This window comes from Nonomuraea sp. NPDC050022 (genome assembly GCF_044460705.1).
Lineage (GTDB): Bacteria > Actinomycetota > Actinomycetes > Streptosporangiales > Streptosporangiaceae > Nonomuraea.
Genome location: NZ_JBITKE010000016.1, coordinates 51,516 through 71,145 on the forward strand (window position 1 = coordinate 51,516; position 19,630 = coordinate 71,145).

Sequence of the window (19,630 nt, forward strand, 5' to 3'; positions counted from 1 at the left end):
CCGGGTAAGTGATCCCGAACGAGATCCGCCGGCAAGGATCGGGGTTCGGTGAAACCCACGTCCGCCCTCGTTCTAGTGTGCGAAGCAGGGCCCGCTGATCAGCTGACCCCCGACACGCTGTACGCCGCCCAGGCACGATGGCACGACGCCCGATGCGGCTCATTTCTGGCCGGGGCCGTCCACCACCTTGGCCTCCAATAGGGCCGTCAGGGTAAGCGGTGTGCCGGCCTTGACGACGTAATTAGGGCCGTCGGTATAGTCCGTGGTCCGGTCCTGCACGGTCACTCCGTATGTGCCGAGAAAGCGGAAATCGACGGGATCCAGAATGAGGTCGTAGCGGGTCCATCCGCCGGTGTAGCTGAACGCGACGCCCTGCCGGCCGTCGGCGTCCACGGCGTTCTGGTTGACGGTCACCCCGGGGATGGTGGCGAGGCCGCGGAACAGTGCCGCCCGCACCTGCGGCGGTAGCGCCTGGGTGCCCATGATCTGGTAGACGGCCTGGAACAGCCGCTCATCCATCGAGGGCGGCGCATCGGTTCCCGCCGACGTGATGTGCATGTCCGCAAGCTTCTGGCGGATCTTCGCGAGTAGCCCCTCGGGAGTGACTGGTTGGCGGGCCAGCTCGTCCGCGCTCAGCCCCGGGTGGTTGCCCTGTACCAGCAGCTTGCCGTTGGGGAACAGAGACGCCATCTGCAGGCCGTCCACGCTGTTCCACTCCTCCCGTACCTCGCGTCTGGACAGGTCGACGCCATAGCCGCCGTCCGCGGACTGCGGGGCCTGGAGCTGCTTGATGTACAGCCACTGGCCGGGGTTCGGCGCCTGTCCGCGGTCGTCGTAGACGGCCTGAGCGGCCCGCTCGCTCAGTTCCCGCACGCTCACCACCGGAACCGCGCGCGGATGGTCATTCGCCACCACCACGCTCACGCCGACCGCCACGGCCAGCGCGCCCGCGAGCACCAGCCGTCGGCCGAGCCGCGGCCCGCGCCGAGGTTCACGGTGAGGCTCGTGCTCACGCGCCGCGGCAAGAAGCCGGGCTCGGGCGGCGCTCGCCGCCTGTGCCGTCATTGGTGGGGTGTCCCGCCGGAAGTCCTTGATCGTGCTCATCACAGCTCCTCATCTCCCAATACGGCCCGTGCCTTCTTCCTGGCCCGGTGCAGCCGCGACCGGACGGTCCCAGGCGGGATGCCGAGCGCCTGGGCCACCTCCTCGTAGCTGAGGCCCTCCCACGCCACCAGCAGCAGCACGTCGCGGTCACCGCGCGACAGCGACGCCAGCGCCCCCGCCAGCTCGCGCTCCTTGCCCCGCGCGGCGACCCGCCGCACCACGGCGTCGGCAATCGGTTCGGGTAAGGGATCCAGGCCGGTACGCGCCAGCGCTCGCAGCATTCGCTCCTCCTGCCGCCTGTGTCTGGCGACGAGCGTCGTGGCGATGCCGTACAGCCAGGGGCGTGCCAGCGGAAAAGATGTGTCGTACGAGCCGCGCCGCCGGAACGCGGCCAGGAATGTCTCGGCCACGATGTCGTCGGCGGCCTGCGTGCCGATGCGCCGCGCGGCGTACAGGTGGATCTGCCGTGCGTACCGGTCGAACAGCGTGGCGAACTGCTCCGGGTCACCGACGGATCGCCTGATCAGCTCGGCGTCGTCGCTCTCGGCCGTCTCAACGGTCAACGGCCCTCCTTAAGGTCGGTCGGTCACCCTGCTGTCTCCCGCACCCCATGGCAAGGTTCTCGACCCCGGCGGAAGAGTGACGGACGTCACAGGCACGGCCCCAGTCGAGCAACTTCACAGATCTGGCTGCGTCGCGTGGACCTTGCCGCCGTCACCCGTCACCCGTCACCCGTCACCCGTCATCTCGAACAACGCGCGAGCCATCCCCACGCCGTGTGCGTCCAGGGCCGGTGGGCGCCGGACGGCGTGTTGCGGCTGAAGGTGTCGTCGCCCGGTACGAATCGGGATGGCGGCATCGTTGATCAAGAGCAAGCCTGGAAACGCGGCCCCTTGTCGTTGCCCGCTGCTAGCCTGCAACCCCAGTTGATCTTCCCCTGTGAAAGGCGAGCGATGTCGGGCGATGCCGGCTCCCCGGTCGAATACCTGTCTTCAGGAGTTCTTGCCCAGCTCAAGCGGCTACATGGCCACATCCCCGAGGACTTCGAGCCACGCGAGTGGATCGTGACCACGCCCGTGGGCGAATATCCGGTTCCGCCGTCTGTCCAGGCGCTACTGGCCGTGGTCTGGCCCGCAGAGCAACGCCTGCGGACGAATGACGAATTCGAGTGGGAGACCCTCCTCTACTACGGTGGCGAAGGTTCGGAAACCGAGCCTGGTCTCGTGGTTGAGGACCGCGCCTGGTACACGGTCGGTGAGGACTCGGGGCAATGGTTCTTGCTCGTCGACCTGGCCGAGGCCGCGACGGCGATCGACCCGCTGACCTACCGCGTCGACCATGAGGGATGCCAATCGGCGCCGGTCGGCGTCTGGCTCTCCAACAGGCTCTCCGAGCTCAAACGATCAACGGCCGCCATCGAGTTCGGCCGGGCGTGCGCATGGGGCGATGTGGAGGCCGTACGGGCGGCTCTGGAGGGCGGTATCGGTACGGGGCCATTGGAGCAGTCCGGCCTTACGCCGCTCCATCTGGCTACGTTCTCAGGCTCGGTGGAAACCGTACGAATCCTCCTCGACGCCGACGCCGATCCCAACACGGCACTTGCCGATGAAACGGCTCCGCTCGACATTTTTTCCACCTATTTTGAAAAGTACCGTGGCCGGCGATCGGATATCGATCCGCTGTTGTCCTTCTCTCGCGATAAGGGTGATACTCCCCTGCATTTTGCGCTGCGTAACCTTTACAGCATCGATCACATCGATGGCATACGCGCATCGCTGCTGGGCATGGTCAGACTGCTGCTGGCCGACGGAGCGCAGTGCACGTTCCCCAACGAGGAATACAGCCCTGCGGACATCGTCTTCGACATGACTGTCAGTATGTCGAAGACCGATGCGCCCGAGGTATACGAATGTCTTGAGCTGCTGTATGACGCCGGAGCGGAACTTGTCGCTTACGCCGGCTGGACCCCTGATGAGGAATGAGGAGATCAGCCGCTCCTGATGCGTCTTCGGACTCACTCAAGGGGCAGGCCCTGCCGCGCTTCGGCGGCCTCCATGATCAGGTCGGCCACCGCGTCCGGCTGTGAGATCGACGGTGAGTGGGACGCCTGTACGCGCACCACGTGTGACCCGGCGCGTTCGGCCATGAATTCCTGCGCCTGGGCCGGGATGGCGTTGTCCTGTGTCGCGATCAACGTCCACGATGGCAGGGTGCGCCACGCGGGCTGGCCGGACAGCTCGGCGGTCAGTGCCTTCTGGAGCACCGGGCGCTGGGTGACTGCCAGGACATTCGTGGTCGCTTCGGGCAAGCCCCCGGCGATGACGTCCCGGAAGTGCTCGGGCATGGGGAGATGACGATCGCCCAGGACCTCCACCCCAAGGACCGGCTCCTGCGCACCGCGTCCCGCCTGTTCTACGCCGAGGGCATCCGCGCCGTGGGCGTCGAGCGCCTCATCACCGAGGCCTCGGTCACACGCGCCACCTTCTACCGCCACTTCCCCGGCAAGGATGACCTGGTCGTCGCCTACCTCAAGGCCACCGCCGAGGGGATCAAGGACGCGGTCGAGCGGGCACGGGGTGACAAGTCACCGCGCGAAGCGGTCCGCGCGGTCATCGACGATCAGCGCACGTGGCTGTTCAGGACGCTGCGCGACCTGTTGGGCAGGGCCTGCGGCACGACGTCAGGGCGTCGGCCCGGAAGCCGCGGTAACAAAGGCCGTTCGGCGGATGCGGCGTGCCCGAAAGGCCGATGGCAGCGTCGGGTGATCCGAGGACGATCTCGATCATGAAATGGACACCCCTCATCACGAGCCTGGTGCTGATCGCGGCAGTAGCTCCAGCGGTTCCTGCCGCTGCGGCCAGCACGATCGGAGCAGCCGGCCTGAGCGGTACGGGCACGATCGGAGCAGCCGGCGTGAGCGGTACGGGCACGATCGCCTGGCGGGCCTGCGGAACCGAGCCCGGGGCCGAGTGCGGCACGGTTGCCGTGCCGATGGACTGGGCGAAGCCGGACGGGCCGGCGATCTCGCTGAACGTGACGCGGCGGAAGGCCACCGGCGAACGGATCGGGGTGCTGTTCTACAACCCAGGCGGTCCCGGGACGGGCGCGGCCGATCTGGTGCGGGACTGGGCGCCGCAGTTCTTCTCGCCGGAGTTGCGCGAACGCTTCGACGTGGTCGGGATCGACCCGCGCGGGGTCGGGGGCAGCGGGCAACTCCAGTGCGGGAAGGCGGTGCATGATCCGTCGGTCACGCAGTTCCCGGCGACGCGGGCGGAGTACGACCGGCTCGTCGCGCACAACCAGGCCGTGGGCGAGAGCTGCGGGCCGATGATCCAGTACGTGGACACCGGGAGTGTGGCGCGCGACTTCGACGCGGTACGGGCCGCGCTGGGCGAGGAGCGGGTCAGTTACCTGGGCCGGTCGTACGGGAGCATGCTGGGGACGGAGTACGCGCGGCGGTTCCCCGGCCGGGTGCGGGCGATGGCTCTGGACGGGGTCGTCGATCATGGGATGAGCTCGCGCGAGATGGTGCGGGATGCCGCGTCGGCGGTGGAGGACGCGTTCGAGAGGTTCGCCGGGTGGTGCGAGCGGACGACGGAATGCGCGCTGCACGGCCGACCCGTGGCGCAGGTGTGGGACGCGCTGGTGCGCGGGGCGGAGAAGACGCCGATTCCGGTGGCCGGTGGGCGTCCTCTGACGGCGGAGGAGCTGCGTTACAGCGCGTACGCGATGCTCACGATCGCCCCCGACTTCTACGGCGGTCTGGCCAGGGGCATCGTCGAGGCGGAGCGGGGCGACGCGGTCACCTTCGGGCAGATCCGGGCCGAGGCTCTGGACAACCCCGCGACGACCTCGGCCTATCGGGCGATCCTCTGCCAGGACATCAAGCCGGAGATCAGTGGCTTCCTGGAGCTCAGGGCGCGGGCCCGAGACATCGCGCGGCGGGCCCCGCACATGCGCGGTACGTCGGAGTTCTGGGACATGACGACCGGATGCGTGGGATGGCCCGCCTCGCCGGCTAATCCGCAGCGGCCGGTGCGCATCACCAAGGCGCCGCCCGTGCTACTGGTCGGGAACACGCATGATCCCGCGACGCCGCTCGCCTGGGCCGAGAGCCTGGCCAAGGGCATCAAGGGGTCGCGGGTGCTGACCTCCGACGGCGACGGGCACACCGCGTATCTGCGCAACGCGTGCGCGACCGCGAGCATCGACCGCTACCTGGTCTCCGGGACGCTCCCCGCGCCCGGCACGGTCTGCCGCTGAACCGGCACGCGGAGCTGATCAACCGGGGCATGGATCGATGCCCGTCGAGCGGAGACCGGCCGCGAAATCCCGGTCTCCGCCGATCGCCGGGCAGTCGATCAGGTGATCTTGCAGACGGGCGTGGCGGAACTGATAACTGCCGCCCACCTGCCGGAGCACGCCGTGACGGTGGGCATGGTCCAGGAAATCCATCACCCGCCAGGGCAGTTTCCTCCTGAACACCAGCCAGGCGCGGATCAGCATCCACCGCCCCCACGCGGTGCTGCTCACCGCGATCAGAGTGACCCCGATGCCCACCCCGGCGCCGGCCACCAGCGCGGCGCCCAGCCTGGCCGCGGGATGGGCGAGCAGGGCCGCCGCGACGCCGACCATCAGCCCCGCGCCGAGCCCGCCGCCGAACGCCTGGGTCAGCGCGGTGGCGCGGTCCAGGTCGAGGAGCGAGCGGGGGCTGATGTTCTCCTCGGGCCCGACCGGCGCGGTCAGGCCCGCGCCCAGCCCGACACCGATCCCTCCGGTGACTCCGGCCACCACGCCGGCCATGAGCCCGATGCCCGAGCCGCCCGTCATGAACCAGAAGACCACCCCGAACACCAGGCCGGAGAACACCCCGACGGCCACCCCCACGAGGACTCCCCGGAGGACCTGGCGGCGGCGGCCCTTGATCGGGAGCCGGACCCGGGAAGGCGACGGCCTTCTCCCGAACCCGGACACCAGCGCCGCCCCGACGCCGACACCGAGCCCGGTCCCGCACCCGGCGACGGTCAGGAACGATCGCCCGAACACGAGCCCCGCCACCAGCCCCATCACCGGTCCCGCCGTCAGTCCGGCCGCCAGGCCGGCCATGAGCTCGAAACCGCCCCGGGGGAGGGTCCGGTGCAGCTCCCACCAGCCGAGATCACGGGTGCCGAGGGCTCTCAGATGCCGGGCGAGGTGCGCGAGCCAGGCCCGAGCCTGGTCGTGCTCGTACGCGCGGATGGGCGTCGCGGGGGATCCGGGACGGTCCGGCGGCGGCAGCGAACGCGCCGGATAGACCGTGGGAAGGAACGCGTCGAGCAGGTGGTGTTCGATCGCGGAGCGGTCCGGGAACCTGCCGAGGTCGAGCAGGTCGGACGGGTCGGTGCCGGGAGGCGCGTACGCCGAGCGCGTGAGGGAGACCATCAGCGGAGACGACAGCGATCGGGCCAGCGGACCGTCGGGGCAGGCCAGGAGATGATCGAACATCGGCCCCCAGCGATCGTCGCCGGTGGGAAGGGCGGCGCGCAGGTGGTCGACGGCGTCCTCGGGTTTGACCGGTTCGATCTCCACGACCGCCGCGTGGGCGAGTGGCTGGCCCTCCGCCGCGACCGCGGCGGCGTACTCCGCGCCGCGACAGGTGATCACCAGTGGGCGCTCGTCGAGGACGGCTCGATTGATCGCTTTGATCGCCGTCGGGTGCAGCCCGCCCGGCATCTCGTCCAAACCGTCGAGGACGAGCATCACCCGCGCGTTGTGGACCAGCCGCCATGCCACGTCGGTGCCATGGACGTCCCGGTCCGCCAGAAACGGGTACTCCTCACGCAGCCGCCTGGCGAACCAGACGTCGAGCCGTTCCCGGGCCGGGTCCCATGAGGACGCGGTCAGCAGGACGGGCACCGGCTCGGCCGGCTCGCGGGTTCGGAGCATGCCGAGGGTGAACAGCAGCGCCAGTACGGTCTTGCCGGCCGCGTGCTCTCCCAGGACCATCAGCTGCTTGCGCGGGAGCTTCCGGAACGCCGCCACCACGTCGCTCAGGCTGCCGTGCAGCCGCAGACGCGTGGGCCGCCCCGGTATCGTCCCCTTGCCCAGCACCGCGATCGGGGAGGCACCGGGACGGCCCGAGGACGACCAGCGCAACTGCAGCGGATCGGGCCGGCCCAGCGTCCGCATCGCCGCCTCCTCGGTCCACTGGCCGCGAATCCGGTCCGCCAGCCGGGCCACCCACGGATCCAGCGCCCGAGCCTCGTCCGCCGGGGAGACGGCGCCGTCTCCCCGGGGTGCGGCGGCACCCCATCCCAGAGCGGCCACGGACACCAGCAGCGAGACCGCGCCGAACAGCAGGCTGCCGACGCTGGCGAGCTTGTCGGCCTTCTCCAGCCGATCGGGCGAACCAAGGAGAAAGAACACGAGCACTGCGGCCACGGCGATCAGAAACGCCGCACCGCTCACCCAGAGCAGCACTGAGCGTCGTGATTTGATTACTCTCCGCACCTGGACATCATCGCCCACCGAGGTCCGGGCGGGGGCGGGAACGCCCTGGTCCAGCCCCCTCAGCGTCCGGCCGGGGTGATGGCGGAGATCTGCGTGGCGAGCGCCGCCAGGTGCGCGAGTGAGGAGTCGGCGGCGGCGTCGGGGACGGCCACGATGACGTGGTCGATGCCCAGAGCGGCCAGGTCGCCGCAGCGCTGGACGCTCTCTTCGACGCTCTCGCCGTCGGCGACGCGCATGTGGAGGGTCTTCTCGATCTCCTCGTACGGCCGTCCCAGGCGTTCGCAATGGCCGCGCAGTACGCCGAGCTTGTGCCGTACATCGGCGCCGTGCAGGAAGTTGCAGGCGTCGGCGTATTCGGCGACGAGACGGAGGGTCTTCTTCTCCCCGCTGCCACCGATCAGGATCCGGGGGCGGGCCTGCGGGGAGTTGAGCGTGCGCTCCAGCTGGTAGTGGGTGCCCTCGTACGGCTTGTCCTCATCGCTCCACATCTGTTTGGCGATCTGGAGCGTCTCCTCCAGCCGCTCGAACCGCTCGGCAAGGGCAGGGAAGCGGAGGCCGAGACCTCGGGCCTCCTGCTCGTACCAGCCCGCGCCGATGCCGAGGACGGCGCGGCCGCCGGAGAGCGCGTCGAGCGTACTGACCTGCTTCACCAGAAACCCGGGCGCACGGTAGACGGCGCCGGTGACGAGGGTGCCGAGCGTGACCCGGCGGGTGAGGGCGGCGGCATAGGACAGCGCGCCGTACGCCTCCAGCATCGGGTCCTCCACGGCGCCGAAGTTGGGGATCTGGAAGAAATGGTCCATCACCCACAGGCTGTGCAGCCCCGCCTCGTCGGCGCCGCGGGCGACGGCCGCGAACCTCTCGGCGATGGCGGTGTCACCGCCGGGCCAGATGAAGCGAGGGCAGGTCAGACCGAGTTTCATGGTGTCTCCTTGATCGGGGAATGCCTGCCGCAGGATGACGTCGCTGCGATTTCGGGCATGAAAAAACCCTCCCGCCTGGGTCGCTGGACCCGAGGCCGAGAGGGCTCCGTACGAGTAATTATCTCATGGGGACGAAGGTCCTAGCGGTCGCGCCGGCGTTCGATGCGCTTGCGGCGGGAGACCTCGCGCTTGTGCCGGGCCAGGGCCTCGCGGCGATCCTTGCGGTCACCGGCGGCCTCCCGCTTGCGGCTCTCCAGCTCCAGCCGCATGGCCTCCTGCGCGGCCGTACTCCTCGAAGAGACCCGAGCCGCCGCCCGCGCGGCCAGTTTGGCGGCCCGCTTGGGATTGACCCGCCCGCCGCCCCCGGAACCGGCGGGAACGGGTGGCGCGGCCGACGCCTGGGCCAGCAGCGCCAGGCCGTGCCGCATCAGATGCTCGTACAGTTCGGGGTCGGTCGGCTCGGCGCCGAATGTGAAGCGGGTGGCCCGCAGTTCGCCGTCCTCGACGATCTCCAGCACGCCGATCCAGAACGAGCCGTCGAGATAGACCGACAGCGTCACCATGGTTGCCCTCCAGCGGGTATGCCGAACGACGGCCTGACGAGGCCGCTTCCGGCACACCGGACATCCCTGGAAGGGCGGATACGAGAAGCGTCGCCCGGGCTACCGAACCGGGCCGCGTTTTCGTGTGCCCCACCAGAGTAGAGCCCAACGCCGACTAGGATCCTGTGCCATGACCCAGCTTCCACTGCGGGCTCAGCTCGCGAGCGCCCTGGGCCGCAGTGCCGCCACGCTGTCGAGGATGACCGGGCGCGGCGACGGCTCGGTCATCGGCGGTCGGGTCGGCCTGATGCTCGAGCCCGACCTGCTCCGGCAGCTCGCCCGTGACCGCAGGCTGGCCCTGGTCAGCGCGACCAACGGTAAGACCACCACGACCCGGCTGATCACCTCGGCGCTGCTGGAGCTGGGGGAGGTGGCCACCAACGCGTTCGGCGCCAACATGCCCGCGGGGCACGTCTCGGCGCTCTCCACGCACAAGGACGCCCCCTACGGCGTGCTGGAGGTCGACGAGAAATACCTGCCCGAGGTGCTCGACACCACCGGCGCCGGCGTCGTCTGCCTGATGAACCTCAGCCGCGACCAGATGGACCGCGCGGCCGAGATCTGGCTGCTCGCGCAGAAGTGGCGCAGGGCGCTGTCCGGCAAGCCGACGCACGTCATCGCCAACTGCGACGACCCGCTCGTCACCTGGGGCGCCTCGACCGCGGCCAAGGTGACCTGGGTCGCGGGCGGTCAGCGCTGGAAGGAAGACTCCTGGTGCTGCCCGGAGTGCGGCGGGCCGCTCGATCGTAAGGACGCCGACTGGGCGTGCCGCGAGTGCACGTTCCACCGGCCGGAGCCGCAGTGGGTTCTCGACGACGACGCGGTGGTCGATCCGCGCGGGCAGCGGTGGCTGCTCGACATCCAGCTGCCCGGCCTGGCCAACCGGTCCAACGCCGCGATGGCGCTGGCGGTGGCCGAGGCGTTCGGGCTGCCGGTCGAGCGGGCGCTGCCCCGGCTGCGCGAGGTCACCTCGGTCGCGGGCCGCTACACCACGGTCGAGCGCGACGGCCGCCACGCGCGGTTGCTGCTGGCCAAGAACCCGGCGGGCTGGCTGGAGGCGTTCGACGTCTCCGACCCCCAGCAGCCGATCATCCTCTCGGTCAACGCGCAGGGGCCCGACGGGCGTGACACCTCCTGGCTGTGGGACGTCGACTACCGGATCCTGCGCGGTCGCCCGGTGTTCGTCACCGGTGAGCGGCGGCTGGACCTGGCGCTCCGGCTCGACGTGGCCGACGTGCCGTTCTCGATCTGCGGCACGTTCAGCGAAGCCCTATCCATGCAGCCGCCGGGCCGGGTCGACGTGATCGCCAACTACACCGCCTTCCAGCAGATCCGATCGGAGTTCGGTCGTGCCGTCTGACAGCGCCCTTCGCATCGTCTGGATCTATCCTGACCTGCTGAGCACGTACGGTGACCAGGGCAACGTGCTCGTCCTGGAGCAGCGCGCCCAGCGCCGGGGGATCGAGACCGAGACCATCTACGTGCGCTCGGCCGACCCGGTGCCGGAGAGCGGCGACATCTACCTCATCGGCGGCGGCGAGGACCGCCCGCAGATCCTCGCGGCGGAGCGGCTGCGCAAGGACGGTGGCCTGCACCGCGCGATCGCGCGGGGCGCGGCGATGCTCGCGGTCTGCGCCGGTTACCAGATCATGGGCAGTACGTTCGGCGGCGAGGAGGGGCAGCCGGTCGACGGCATCGGCGTGCTCGACATCGCCAGCTCCCGCGGCCCCGCACGGGCGGTCGGCGAACTGGTCGCCGAGGTGGACGCCGAGCTGGGCCTGCCGACGCTCACCGGCTTCGAGAACCACATGGGAGTCACCCGCCTGGGGCCCGGCGTCAAGGCGCTGTCCCGGACGACCGTGGGAGTGGGCAACGGCGACGGCTTCGAGGGGTGTTACGCGGGGCACATCGTCGGGACCTACCTGCACGGGCCCGCGCTGGCGCGCAACCCGGCGCTCGCCGACCTGCTGCTCTCCTGGCGCGCGGGCGACCTGGCCCCGCTCGACGACACCCGCTACGAGCAGCTTCGGCGAGAGCGTCTGGCCGCCGTGCTGGGCAGCTGACCTTCTAGCGCGCCGGCCTTGGCGTGCAGGTAGCGCTGCTGCTGGAGGCTGTTCGTTCGCTGTGCGGCCGCCTCGTACGACTCACGGGCCGCCCGGTGGTCGCCGGACATCTCCAGCAGGTGGGCCCGGACCGCGTGCAGCCGGTGGTCTTCGGCTATCCGGGGGTCGTGTGCCAGCTTTTCGAGCAGGGCCAGTCCCGCTTCCGGGCCGTCGACCATGGCGGCCGCGACGGTGTGGTTGAGCGTTACCACCGGGTTGTCGGACAGGCGCATCAGCACCTCGTACAGGGCCTTGATCTGGGGCCAGTCGGTCGCCGCCGCGGTCGGCGCCTCGTCGTGCAGGGCGGCGATCGCCGCCTGGAGCTGGTAGGGGCCGGTCGGGCCGCGGGCGAGGGCTCCGGTGATGAGGGCTATGCCTTCGGTGATATAGGCCGGGTTCCAGAGGGTTCGGTCTTGTTCGGCCATGGGGATGAGGGAGCCGTCCGGGCCCGTACGCGCCGGTCTGCGGGCGTCGGTGAGGAGCATGAGGGCCAGCAGGCCCGCCACCTCGGAGTCGTCCGGCAGCAGCCGGTTGACCAGGCGGGTCAGGTGGATCGCCTCGGTGGTCAGCTCGGTGCGGTGGAGGGCCGGGCCCGAGGTGCTGGCGTAGCCCTCGTTGAAGATCAGGTAGAGGACGTGCAGGACCGCGGCGAGCCGTTCCGCGCGGTCCTGGCCGGAGGGCATGCCGAAGGGGAGGCCGCTCTCCTTGATGCGGTGTTTGGCCCTGGTTATGCGCCGGGTCATAGTCGCTTCCGGGACCAGGAAGGCCCTGGCGATCTCCGCTGTCGTCAGGCCGCCGACGGCCCGCAGGGTGAGCGCGATCTGCGACGCGGGCGAGAGCGAGGGGTGGCAGCACATGAACAGCAGGATGAGCGTGTCGTCGGACTCCGACGCCGGCCTGTCCGCGGCGGGGGCCAGCCACTGGTCGGGCAGCGTCCAGCGCGAGACGGTGTCCTCGCGGTGCCGGCGGGCCTGCTCGCCGCGCAGCAGGTCGGTCAGCCGGCGTGCGGCGACGGTGATCAGCCAGCCGCGCGGATTGTCCGGCAGGCCCTCTCCGGGCCACTGGAGGGCGGCCGCGAGCAGTGCCTCCTGCGTCGCGTCCTCGGCTGTGGCGAAGTGCCCGTAACGACGTACCAGCGCGCCGAGAACCTGCGGCGCCAGCCCGCGCAGCAGGTCCTCGATCTCGCCCCCGGTCACATCGGCTCCCCAGCCTCGCCTCCGGTCACACCGGTTCCTTCAGCCTCGCCCCCGGTCACAACAGGACCTTGCCGCCGTCACAGCTCCTCGTAGCCTCCGACGATCGGCCGTATGTCCACGTGCCAGTCGTGGATCGGGGTCGCGTTCGCGGGGTGGGGAGTGTCGGCCAGTTGCGCGGCGATCTCGGTGGCCCGGTCGAAGCTCTCGCACTCGACGATCGTGTAACCGGCCAGGACCTCCTGCGTCTCGGAGTAGGGCCCGTCGGTCACGACCGGAACCCCGTCCTTCAGCTCGACCCTCCTGGCGAGCACGGGCGCGCTCAGTCCCTGGGCATCGACGAACTCTCCGGACTCGACCAGGGCGTGGTTCCACGCCTCCATGAAGGCGTGCAGCGCCGCGACGTCCTCCCCGGACCAGACCGGGTTGCCGGGCTTTCCGGACAGATTGTCGTAGTCGCGCTGCGTGCCGCTCATCATGATCATGTACTTCACGATCTCTCCTCTCGGCCGGCACCGCTCCCGGTGCCGTACACCAGAGACGTCGGAACCACCGCGCCACCCCGGACACGCGAGCCGGAGGTTTTTCGCGGTCAGTACACGAGAGCCTGCGCGCCCTCCGCCACGGCCTCCTCGACGAAGGTGGAGGCGCCGGCGATGCGGACGCCGTCGATGAGATCGTCGACCGTGAGGTCTCGCCGGGCCGCGCACTGGGTGCACACCGTAACCCGGCCGCCCGCCAGAACGGCGTCCAGCAGGTCCGTGAGCGGAGCGGCGTGAGCCAGGTTGAACTCCTTGGCCCTGCCCGGCACCGCGAACCAGGAGGACTCGCCGGTCAGCCAGAGAGAGACCGGAACGCCGCTCGCCAGCGCGGCGGCCGCGACCGTGAACGCCTGGTTGCAGCGCTCCGGGGCCTCGGCGCCGGCGGTCACCTTGATCACCAGAGATCGTGCCATGTCCGTCACCCTAAACCCCTTCCCACCGGACGTCTTCACCGCGGGCGGCCAGTACAGTTTGGTGCCATGGAAGATGCTGAGGTCCAGGTGCCGGTGCATCCCGATCTGGAGCACATCGCGTTCCTGATCGGCCGCTGGGAGGGCGCCGGTGTCGGGGGATATCCGACGATCGAGAGCTTCAACTTCGGTCAGGAGATCGAGTTCAGCCACAACGGCAAACCGTTCCTGTCGTACGTGAGCCGCACCTGGCTGCTCGACGAGGACGGAAACCGGGTCAGGCCGCTCGCCACCGAGTCCGGCTACTGGCGGCCGCAGCCCGACCGGCAACTTGAGGTGCTGCTGGCGCATCCGACCGGCATCGTGGAGATCTACATCGGCGAGGTCGTCTTCCACAAGATCGAGCTGCGCACCGACGTGGTCGCGCGCACCGCCTCGGCCAAGGAATACACCGCGGCCACCCGCCTGTACGGGCTGGTCAAGGGCAACCTCATGTGGGCCTATGACATGGCCGCGGTCGGGCACCCGCTCACATCGCACATGTCGGCGGAGCTCAAGAAGGTAGCTTGATCCATATGAGCACCCCGTTCACCGCCGAGGCGGTCGAGGCGATCAAGCGGCACATGAACGACGACCACCCCGACGACGCGCTGATCATCGTGCGCGGGCTGGGCGACCGGCCCGCCGCGACGACGGCGGCCACCAGCGGGGTCGACGCCGAGGCGATCGAGTTCACGATCGACGGTGGCGAGCTGGTCAGGGTGCCGTGGGGAGAGACGCTGACCGAACGCCCCCAGGTGCGCATGGCGGTCGTACGCCTCTATCGCGACGCCTGCGACAAGCTGGGCATCCCGGCTCGCGGCGAGCACTGACCGCGCGCTGCGGGGAAGAGGGTATGAAAAAGGGCCCCGGGCGGCGTTCCGCTCGTGATCGAGCGGGCCGGATGGACCATGGACAGGACAACTATCCCGCCCTCCGGCTGCCAGGGGCCCCGGTGGTTGTCTCGAATTCGCTAGGCAGACGCGAGACAACAGTCCGCGTCGTTAGCGGACAACCACCTCGCTAGTCCAACTATGAATCACCATTGTTTGGACCACCTCCTTTCCGCGTACCCCAGAAGTTATGCGCTCGGTCGCGGAGGGGGCAAGCGATTAATACTCGGTCGTAGACTCGGGGCATGACGGAGACGCAGTGGCACGAGGAACTCCGCGCCAAGGGCTACCGGGTGACCCCTCAGCGACAGCTCGTGCTGGAGGCGGTCAAGTCGCTTGAGCACGCCACGCCCGAAGAGATCTCCGTCAAGGTGCGCGAGACGGCCCGCGGCGTCAACATCTCCACCGTCTACCGCACGCTGGAGCTGCTCGAAGAGCTCGGCATGGTCACCCACACCCATCTGAGCCACGGCGCCCCCACCTACCACCTGGCGGCGGACGCCGACCATCTGCACCTAGTCTGCCGGGGCTGCGGCGAGGTCGGCGAAGTGCGTCCCGAGCTCGCGGACGGGCTGGTCAAGGGGCTGGACAGCGAGATGGGCTTCGTGGCCGACGTACGCCACCTGACCGTCTTCGGGCGTTGCAGCAAGTGCCGATAGCACCGTCTTCGGGCGTTTCCGCAACCGTCTTCGGGCGCCGTCGCGACTGCCGATAACCTGGAAGGCATGCGCAGCCCTCTGCTCGATCTCCCCGGTGCCGTTCCCGCCGACGGCCCCGACTCCGACGTGGCCGCCCACTACGGTGACCTGTTCGCCGAACAACGGGCGCTCATCAAGGGCGAGGCGGTGGTCGACCGCAGCAACCGCGAGGTGGTCCGCGTCTCCGGAGCCGACCGGCTGAAATGGCTCAACGACCTGACCTCGCAGAAGCTCGACACGCTGGCGCCCGGCGAGTGGACGCAGACGCTCGACCTCGATCTTCAGGGCCGGGTCCTGCACCACCTGACGCTGGTCGACGATGGCGAGGCCGTGCTGGCGCACGTCGAGCCGGGCACCGCCGACAGTCTGGTCGCCTACCTCGACCGGATGCGGTTCATGCTCCGCGTCGAGGTCTCGCGCGCCGACGACCTGGCGGTGCTCTCGTCCGCGACCGAGGACTTCCTGGTGCCACGCGCCGAGCTGCCCGACCATCTGGGCAAGCCGCTGGCCGGGCTCTGGGCGTACGAGGCGCTCCGCATCGAGGAGCACCGGCCCCGGCTCGGCTTCGACACCGACCACAAGACGATCCCGCACGAAGTGGGCTGGATCGGCACCGCCGTACACCTCACCAAGGGCTGCTACCGGGGCCAGGAGACGGTCGCCCGCGTCCACAATCTGGGGCATCCGCCGCGGCGGCTGGTGTTCCTGCACCTCGACGGCAGCGTCGACACGCTGCCGGCGCATGGCGCACCGGTGATCTTCGAGAGCCAGGAGGTGGGCGTCGTCGGCTCCGCCGCCCGCCACCACGAGCTGGGCCCGATCGCGCTGGCCACGGTCAAGCGGACGGTGCCGGTCGACGCGCCCCTGCTCGCGGGCGGCGTCGCCGCCGCCCAAGAGGTCATCGTCCCCCCGGACGCGGGCCGCAACGTCACCATCGACCCGGCGATGCGCCGCCGCCTCCGCTGAACCGGCTCGGCCTTCTTGCCGATCGCGTAGAAGGACTCGAGGTCGTCGGCGGAGACTATGTTCACACGTCCACCACGAGCGTGATCGGCCCGTCGTTGACCAGGGACACCTTCATGTCCGCGCCGAACCGGCCGGTCTCCACGTGGGCTCCCAGCGCCCGGAGTTCGTCCACCACGGCGTCCACCAGCGGCTCGGCGACCGGTCCTGGAGCGGCGGCCTGCCAGGTGGGCCGCCTGCCCTTGCGGGCGTCGCCGTAGAGAGTGAACTGGCTGATCACCAGGAGCGGCGCCGACACGTCGGAGCAGGACTTCTCGCCATGCAGGATGCGCAGCCCCCAGAGCTTGGCGGCGAGCTTGCGCGCCTCGGCGCGGGTGTCCGAGTGCGTGACGCCGACCAGCACGAGCAGGCCCGGCTCGTCGATCGCTCCGACGGTCACCCCGTCGACCACCACAGACGCGGTGCTGACTCGTTGCACGACTGCTCGCATGAGACCTCATTCTGGCGCAGGTCAAAAGCTTCGTAGACTCACGCCGAAAGGGGAGGCGAATGTCGCTGGTCGTCGAGGTTGTCCGGTCCGGGTTCGTGGAGTCGACCCATCACGTGCGCATGCTCACCGTGGACGCCGCGGGCGATCCGGTCGCGGCGCACGGCGCGGTGCACGTGCCGGCCTCGCCGCGCTCGGCCATGAAGCCGTTCCAGGCGGTCGGCATGCTCCGCGCCGGGCTCGCGCTCGACGGCGAACTCCTCGCGCTGGCCTGCGCCTCCCACTCCGGTGAGCCGTACCACGTGGACGGCGTGCGGAAGATCCTGGCGGAGGCCGGGCTGACGGAGTCGGCGCTGCTCTGCCCCGAGGACTACCCTTTCGACCGGGCGGCGACCGACCTGGGCCGCGTCTACATGAACTGCTCGGGCAAGCACGCCGCCATGCTCGCCACCTGTGTGCTGAACGACTGGCCGCTGGCCACCTACTTGGAACCGGCGCACCCGCTGCAGCGGGCGATCCGCCGCACGGTGGAGGAGTTGACGGGCGAGCGGGTCGCGGCGTCGGGGGTGGACGGGTGCGGCGCGCCGCTGTTCTTCGTCTCGATGGTGGGCGTGACGCGGGCCTTCCGCGCGCTGGCTCTGGGGGAGGCGGGCTCGTACGAGCGGCGGATCTTCGACGCCATGCGCGCGCATCCGGAGTGGACGTCCGGCACGATCAGGCCGGAGGCCGAGCTGATGCGGGCCCTGCCGGGGTTGATGGTCAAGGTGGGCGCGGAGGGGTTCAACGCGTTCGTGTTCGAGGACGGGCGGGCGGGCACCGTCAAGGTCGAGGACGGCGCGCAGCGGGCCCGCACGCCCGCCACGGTGACGGCGCTGCGCTCGCTCGGCCTGGACGCCCCGGAACTGGACACGATGGCCCGCCCGCCGCTGATGGGCGGCGGACGCGCCGTGGGCGAACTACGCCTCCGCTGAGCTACGCCTACCCGAGCGGCGCTGCCGTGCTCAAGGGGTACGGCGAGCGCGCTTGGACCGACCCGCCCGTCGGCGGGCCCCCTGCTGCTGGGCGCCGTACTGCTCTCACCGTTGCCGCCCCTTGCAGGCCGCCACCTTGATGTAGGGGCACCGTGCGTCGGTCTCTCGGTGAAGCCGCCGGGGTGGGTGCCTGCTCAGGCCGCGATGGTGGCGTGCATCTCCCACACCAGGATCTCGGCCGGCTCCGTGGCGATCACCCGCTGTCCGCCGGTGGCGGTGAACCGGACCGCGTCGCCAGCCGCTAGCTCTCCCGCTCCCTCCAGGTCGATCGCGCCGCGCGCCGCGAACAGGTGCAGGTACGGGGCCTCGGGAAGGTGGACGGCCTGGCCGGGCTGGAGCCGGGCGGCGTACAGGGCCGTATTCTTGTTCCTGATGCGGATCGCCGTCTCGCCGTCGTGCTTGCTCATGCCCGAGGCGACCGGGACCAGCCCGCCGGAGAGCAGTTCGTGCTCGATCTCGAGCTGCTCGTAGCCGGGCGTGATGTTGTTCTCATCCGGCACGACCCACATCTGGATGAAGTGCACCGGGTCGCGGTGGACGTCCCCGCCGAGCCGCCAGGAGTCGTTCTTCTCCGAGTGCAGGATGCCGCGGCCGGCGCTCATCCGCTGCGCCAGACCGGGATAGATCACGCCGTTGTGGCCGGTGGAGTCCTGGTGAACCAGCGAGCCCTCCAGCACCCAGGTGACGATCTCCATGTCCCGGTGCGGGTGGGTGTCGAAACCTGTACCGGCGTCGACGATGTCGTCGTTGTTGACCAGCAGCACACCGTGGTGAGTGTTGCGGTGGTCGTAGTGGTGGCCGAAGGAGAACGAGTGCTTGGAGTCCAGCCAGCCGAAGCTGCTCGTGAAGCGCTCGCCGGCGCGGCGGATGTCCACGCCGGCTGGAAGAACGATGTCGTTCATGATGCCTTACCCCTCTGTACGGGCCTTCAGGCGGCCTTGATCGCCGATACCTCGAACTCCAGAACGATCTTGTCGCCAACCAGGACGCCGCCGGTCTCCAGCGCGGCATTCCAGGTGATGCCGTAGTCCTTGCGGCTGATCGGGACCGAGCCCTCGAAGCCCACCCGGAAGTTCCCGAATGGGTCCGTCGAGGCGCCCTGGTACTCGAACGGGATGGTGATCGAGTTGGTCACGCCCTTGATGGTCAGGTCACCGGTCAGCTCCAGGCTCGTCTCGTCGGCCTGGCGGACGCCGCTGGTGACGAAGGTGATCCGCGGGTGCTCGTCCATCGCGAGAAAGTCGTTGCTGCGCAAGTGCGCGTCACGCTGCTCGTTGCGGGTGTCGATGCTGGCGGCCTGGATGGTCACGCTCGCGCTGGACCGGCTCGGATTGGCGCCGTCGGCGGTGAAACGTCCCTCGAACTCGTTGAACGCCCCGCGGACCTTGGTCACCATCGCGTGCCGGGCGACGAACCCGATCCGGGTGTGCGCCGGGTCGATGACATATTCGCCGGACAGGTCGGCCAGCGTGGCGGGGGCGGTCTGGGCGATGGTCATGGCTCTGCTCCTCATCGTCTGGCGCCACTCATTAGGTGACGCGTCACGTACATGATGTCCCAACTTAGGTGACGTGTCTCTTATTCCGGTAGGCTCGCCGTCCATGGACGCACCGAGCCCGTGGCTGACCGAGAATCAGCAGAACGTCTGGCGCACGTGGCTGACGCTGAACACCCGACTGCAGGCGGCTCTCCACCGTGAGCTGCAGACGGACGCCGGCCTGTCCCTGCAGGACTACGACGTGCTGGTCCAGCTCACCGACACGGCCGACGGCCGGATGCGGGTATCCGACCTCGCCCGCGCCCTGCACTGGGAACGCAGCAGGCTGTCGCACCATGTCACCCGCATGGCACGCCGCGGCCTCGTCGAGCGCGAGGAGTGCGCCGACGACGGCCGCGGCGCCTTCATTGTGCTGACGCCGGCCGGGCGCACGGCCATCGAGCAGGCGGCACCGGCCCACGTGGACACCGTGCGGAAACTCGTCTTCGACTCGCTCTCCGACGAGGAACTCGACACCCTCGCCGCCATCACCGACAAGATTCTCGCCCAGCTGCAGCGGGACTCGACGTCATGAACGCGGATACGCGGCCCGGCTGCGCCAGGAGGGCGACGACTCCTCCGGCTGCCGCCTCTCGGTTGACCGGGGCAGTGGTGTC

Annotated in this window: 23 protein-coding genes; 11 read left to right on the forward strand and 12 right to left on the reverse strand. The window is 69.8% G+C overall.

The features are described 5' to 3' along the window. Positions 1-159: 159 nt before the first annotated feature. Both ACIBO2_RS49060 and ACIBO2_RS49065 read right to left on the reverse strand, forming a co-directional pair. Positions 160-1,104 (reverse strand): CU044_5270 family protein, encoded by a 945-nt coding sequence (locus tag ACIBO2_RS49060; RefSeq protein ID WP_358552080.1) that lies wholly within the window; start codon positions 1,102-1,104, stop codon positions 160-162. Next, positions 1,104-1,667, reverse strand: a complete 564-nt coding sequence (locus ACIBO2_RS49065) for an RNA polymerase sigma factor (RefSeq protein ID WP_358552078.1) — start codon at positions 1,665-1,667, stop codon at positions 1,104-1,106. The genes ACIBO2_RS49060 and ACIBO2_RS49065 overlap by 1 nt, the downstream gene beginning before the upstream one ends. Before the next feature lie 135 nt (positions 1,668-1,802). On the opposite strand from ACIBO2_RS49065, the gene ACIBO2_RS49070 reads away from it, so the two are divergent. Next, positions 1,803-3,086, forward strand: a complete 1,284-nt coding sequence (locus ACIBO2_RS49070) for an ankyrin repeat domain-containing protein (protein WP_397304549.1) — start codon at positions 1,803-1,805, stop codon at positions 3,084-3,086. A 32-nt stretch (positions 3,087-3,118) separates the two neighbouring features. On the opposite strand, the gene ACIBO2_RS49075 is transcribed toward ACIBO2_RS49070, so the two are convergent. Continuing rightward, positions 3,119-3,598, reverse strand: coding sequence for an alpha/beta hydrolase (locus ACIBO2_RS49075; RefSeq protein ID WP_358552075.1), 480 nt, complete (start codon positions 3,596-3,598; stop codon positions 3,119-3,121). On the opposite strand from ACIBO2_RS49075, the gene ACIBO2_RS49080 reads away from it, so the two are divergent. Both ACIBO2_RS49080 and ACIBO2_RS49085 read left to right on the forward strand, forming a co-directional pair. Continuing rightward, positions 3,494-3,892 carry a helix-turn-helix domain-containing protein gene (locus tag ACIBO2_RS49080; protein WP_358552234.1) on the forward strand — a complete coding sequence of 133 codons (399 nt, stop codon included), beginning with the start codon at positions 3,494-3,496 and terminating at the stop codon, positions 3,890-3,892. The genes ACIBO2_RS49075 and ACIBO2_RS49080 overlap by 105 nt on opposite strands. Further along, complete coding sequence (locus ACIBO2_RS49085) at positions 3,889-5,367, forward strand: alpha/beta hydrolase (protein WP_397304550.1); 1,479 nt, start codon at positions 3,889-3,891, stop codon at positions 5,365-5,367. Before ACIBO2_RS49080 ends, ACIBO2_RS49085 begins: the two co-directional genes overlap by 4 nt. Before the next feature lie 18 nt (positions 5,368-5,385). On the opposite strand, the gene ACIBO2_RS49090 is transcribed toward ACIBO2_RS49085, so the two are convergent. The 3 genes from ACIBO2_RS49090 to ACIBO2_RS49100 form a co-directional block, all read right to left on the reverse strand. After that, on the reverse strand, positions 5,386-7,593 hold the full coding sequence (locus ACIBO2_RS49090; RefSeq protein WP_358552071.1) for a hypothetical protein: 2,208 nt from the start codon (positions 7,591-7,593) through the stop codon (positions 5,386-5,388). A gap of 59 nt (positions 7,594-7,652) precedes the next feature. After that, complete coding sequence (locus ACIBO2_RS49095) at positions 7,653-8,516, reverse strand: LLM class F420-dependent oxidoreductase (protein WP_358552069.1); 864 nt, start codon at positions 8,514-8,516, stop codon at positions 7,653-7,655. 140 nt (positions 8,517-8,656) lie between these two features. Next, positions 8,657-9,079 (reverse strand): YjdF family protein, encoded by a 423-nt coding sequence (locus ACIBO2_RS49100; RefSeq protein WP_397304551.1) that lies wholly within the window; start codon positions 9,077-9,079, stop codon positions 8,657-8,659. A gap of 169 nt (positions 9,080-9,248) precedes the next feature. Between ACIBO2_RS49100 and ACIBO2_RS49105 the strand changes: the two genes are divergently transcribed. Together ACIBO2_RS49105 and ACIBO2_RS49110 are read left to right on the forward strand one after the other, a co-directional pair. Further along, positions 9,249-10,478: a MurT ligase domain-containing protein gene (locus ACIBO2_RS49105; RefSeq protein WP_358552065.1), complete on the forward strand. Its 1,230-nt coding sequence runs from the start codon at positions 9,249-9,251 to the stop codon at positions 10,476-10,478. Continuing rightward, entirely contained in the window at positions 10,468-11,181 is a 714-nt protein-coding gene (locus ACIBO2_RS49110; RefSeq protein ID WP_225294286.1) for a type 1 glutamine amidotransferase, read from the forward strand. The genes ACIBO2_RS49105 and ACIBO2_RS49110 overlap by 11 nt, the downstream gene beginning before the upstream one ends. Here the strand turns inward: ACIBO2_RS49110 and ACIBO2_RS49115 are convergent. The 3 genes from ACIBO2_RS49115 to ACIBO2_RS49125 all read right to left on the reverse strand — a co-directional run bounded on the left by ACIBO2_RS49115 (position 11,133) and on the right by ACIBO2_RS49125 (position 13,368). Next, positions 11,133-12,416, reverse strand: coding sequence for an RNA polymerase sigma factor (locus ACIBO2_RS49115; RefSeq protein ID WP_397304552.1), 1,284 nt, complete (start codon positions 12,414-12,416; stop codon positions 11,133-11,135). The two genes, ACIBO2_RS49110 and ACIBO2_RS49115, sit on opposite strands and share 49 nt — an antisense overlap. Positions 12,417-12,493: 77 nt before the next feature. Beyond that, entirely contained in the window at positions 12,494-12,898 is a 405-nt protein-coding gene (locus ACIBO2_RS49120) for a YciI family protein (RefSeq protein WP_358552232.1), read from the reverse strand. Positions 12,899-13,005: 107 nt separating this feature from the next. Then, a complete protein-coding gene (locus ACIBO2_RS49125; RefSeq protein WP_358552061.1) occupies positions 13,006-13,368 on the reverse strand; it encodes a DsrE family protein in 363 nt (120 codons plus the stop codon). Positions 13,369-13,434: 66 nt separating this feature from the next. Between ACIBO2_RS49125 and ACIBO2_RS49130 the strand changes: the two genes are divergently transcribed. The 4 genes from ACIBO2_RS49130 to ACIBO2_RS49145 all read left to right on the forward strand — a co-directional run bounded on the left by ACIBO2_RS49130 (position 13,435) and on the right by ACIBO2_RS49145 (position 15,961). Next, positions 13,435-13,935: an FABP family protein gene (locus ACIBO2_RS49130; protein ID WP_357958097.1), complete on the forward strand. Its 501-nt coding sequence runs from the start codon at positions 13,435-13,437 to the stop codon at positions 13,933-13,935. A gap of 5 nt (positions 13,936-13,940) precedes the next feature. Then, on the forward strand, positions 13,941-14,237 hold the full coding sequence (locus ACIBO2_RS49135) for a DUF2470 domain-containing protein (RefSeq protein ID WP_358552059.1): 297 nt from the start codon (positions 13,941-13,943) through the stop codon (positions 14,235-14,237). Positions 14,238-14,542: 305 nt separating this feature from the next. Next, positions 14,543-14,956 carry a Fur family transcriptional regulator gene (locus tag ACIBO2_RS49140; protein ID WP_357958094.1) on the forward strand — a complete coding sequence of 138 codons (414 nt, stop codon included), beginning with the start codon at positions 14,543-14,545 and terminating at the stop codon, positions 14,954-14,956. Positions 14,957-15,022: 66 nt separating this feature from the next. Further along, positions 15,023-15,961 (forward strand): YgfZ/GcvT domain-containing protein, encoded by a 939-nt coding sequence (locus tag ACIBO2_RS49145; protein ID WP_397304553.1) that lies wholly within the window; start codon positions 15,023-15,025, stop codon positions 15,959-15,961. A gap of 61 nt (positions 15,962-16,022) precedes the next feature. Here ACIBO2_RS49145 and dtd read toward each other — a convergent pair whose 3' ends face one another. Continuing rightward, the gene (dtd, locus tag ACIBO2_RS49150; protein WP_358552055.1) at positions 16,023-16,448 is read right to left on the reverse strand and encodes a D-aminoacyl-tRNA deacylase; all 426 of its coding nucleotides are present in this window, start codon (positions 16,446-16,448) and stop codon (positions 16,023-16,025) included. A gap of 59 nt (positions 16,449-16,507) precedes the next feature. Here dtd and ACIBO2_RS49155 point away from each other — a divergent pair, with 59 nt between their 5' ends. Further along, the gene (locus tag ACIBO2_RS49155) at positions 16,508-17,416 is read left to right on the forward strand and encodes an asparaginase (RefSeq protein ID WP_358552053.1); all 909 of its coding nucleotides are present in this window, start codon (positions 16,508-16,510) and stop codon (positions 17,414-17,416) included. A 194-nt stretch (positions 17,417-17,610) separates the two neighbouring features. Here ACIBO2_RS49155 and ACIBO2_RS49160 read toward each other — a convergent pair whose 3' ends face one another. Beyond that, a complete protein-coding gene (locus ACIBO2_RS49160) occupies positions 17,611-18,378 on the reverse strand; it encodes a pirin family protein (protein WP_358552051.1) in 768 nt (255 codons plus the stop codon). Between the two features lie 26 nt (positions 18,379-18,404). Further along, positions 18,405-18,974, reverse strand: a complete 570-nt coding sequence (locus tag ACIBO2_RS49165; protein ID WP_358552049.1) for a YceI family protein — start codon at positions 18,972-18,974, stop codon at positions 18,405-18,407. 103 nt (positions 18,975-19,077) lie between these two features. Here ACIBO2_RS49165 and ACIBO2_RS49170 point away from each other — a divergent pair, with 103 nt between their 5' ends. After that, complete coding sequence (locus tag ACIBO2_RS49170) at positions 19,078-19,548, forward strand: MarR family transcriptional regulator (RefSeq protein ID WP_358552047.1); 471 nt, start codon at positions 19,078-19,080, stop codon at positions 19,546-19,548. Positions 19,549-19,630 lie beyond the last annotated feature (82 nt).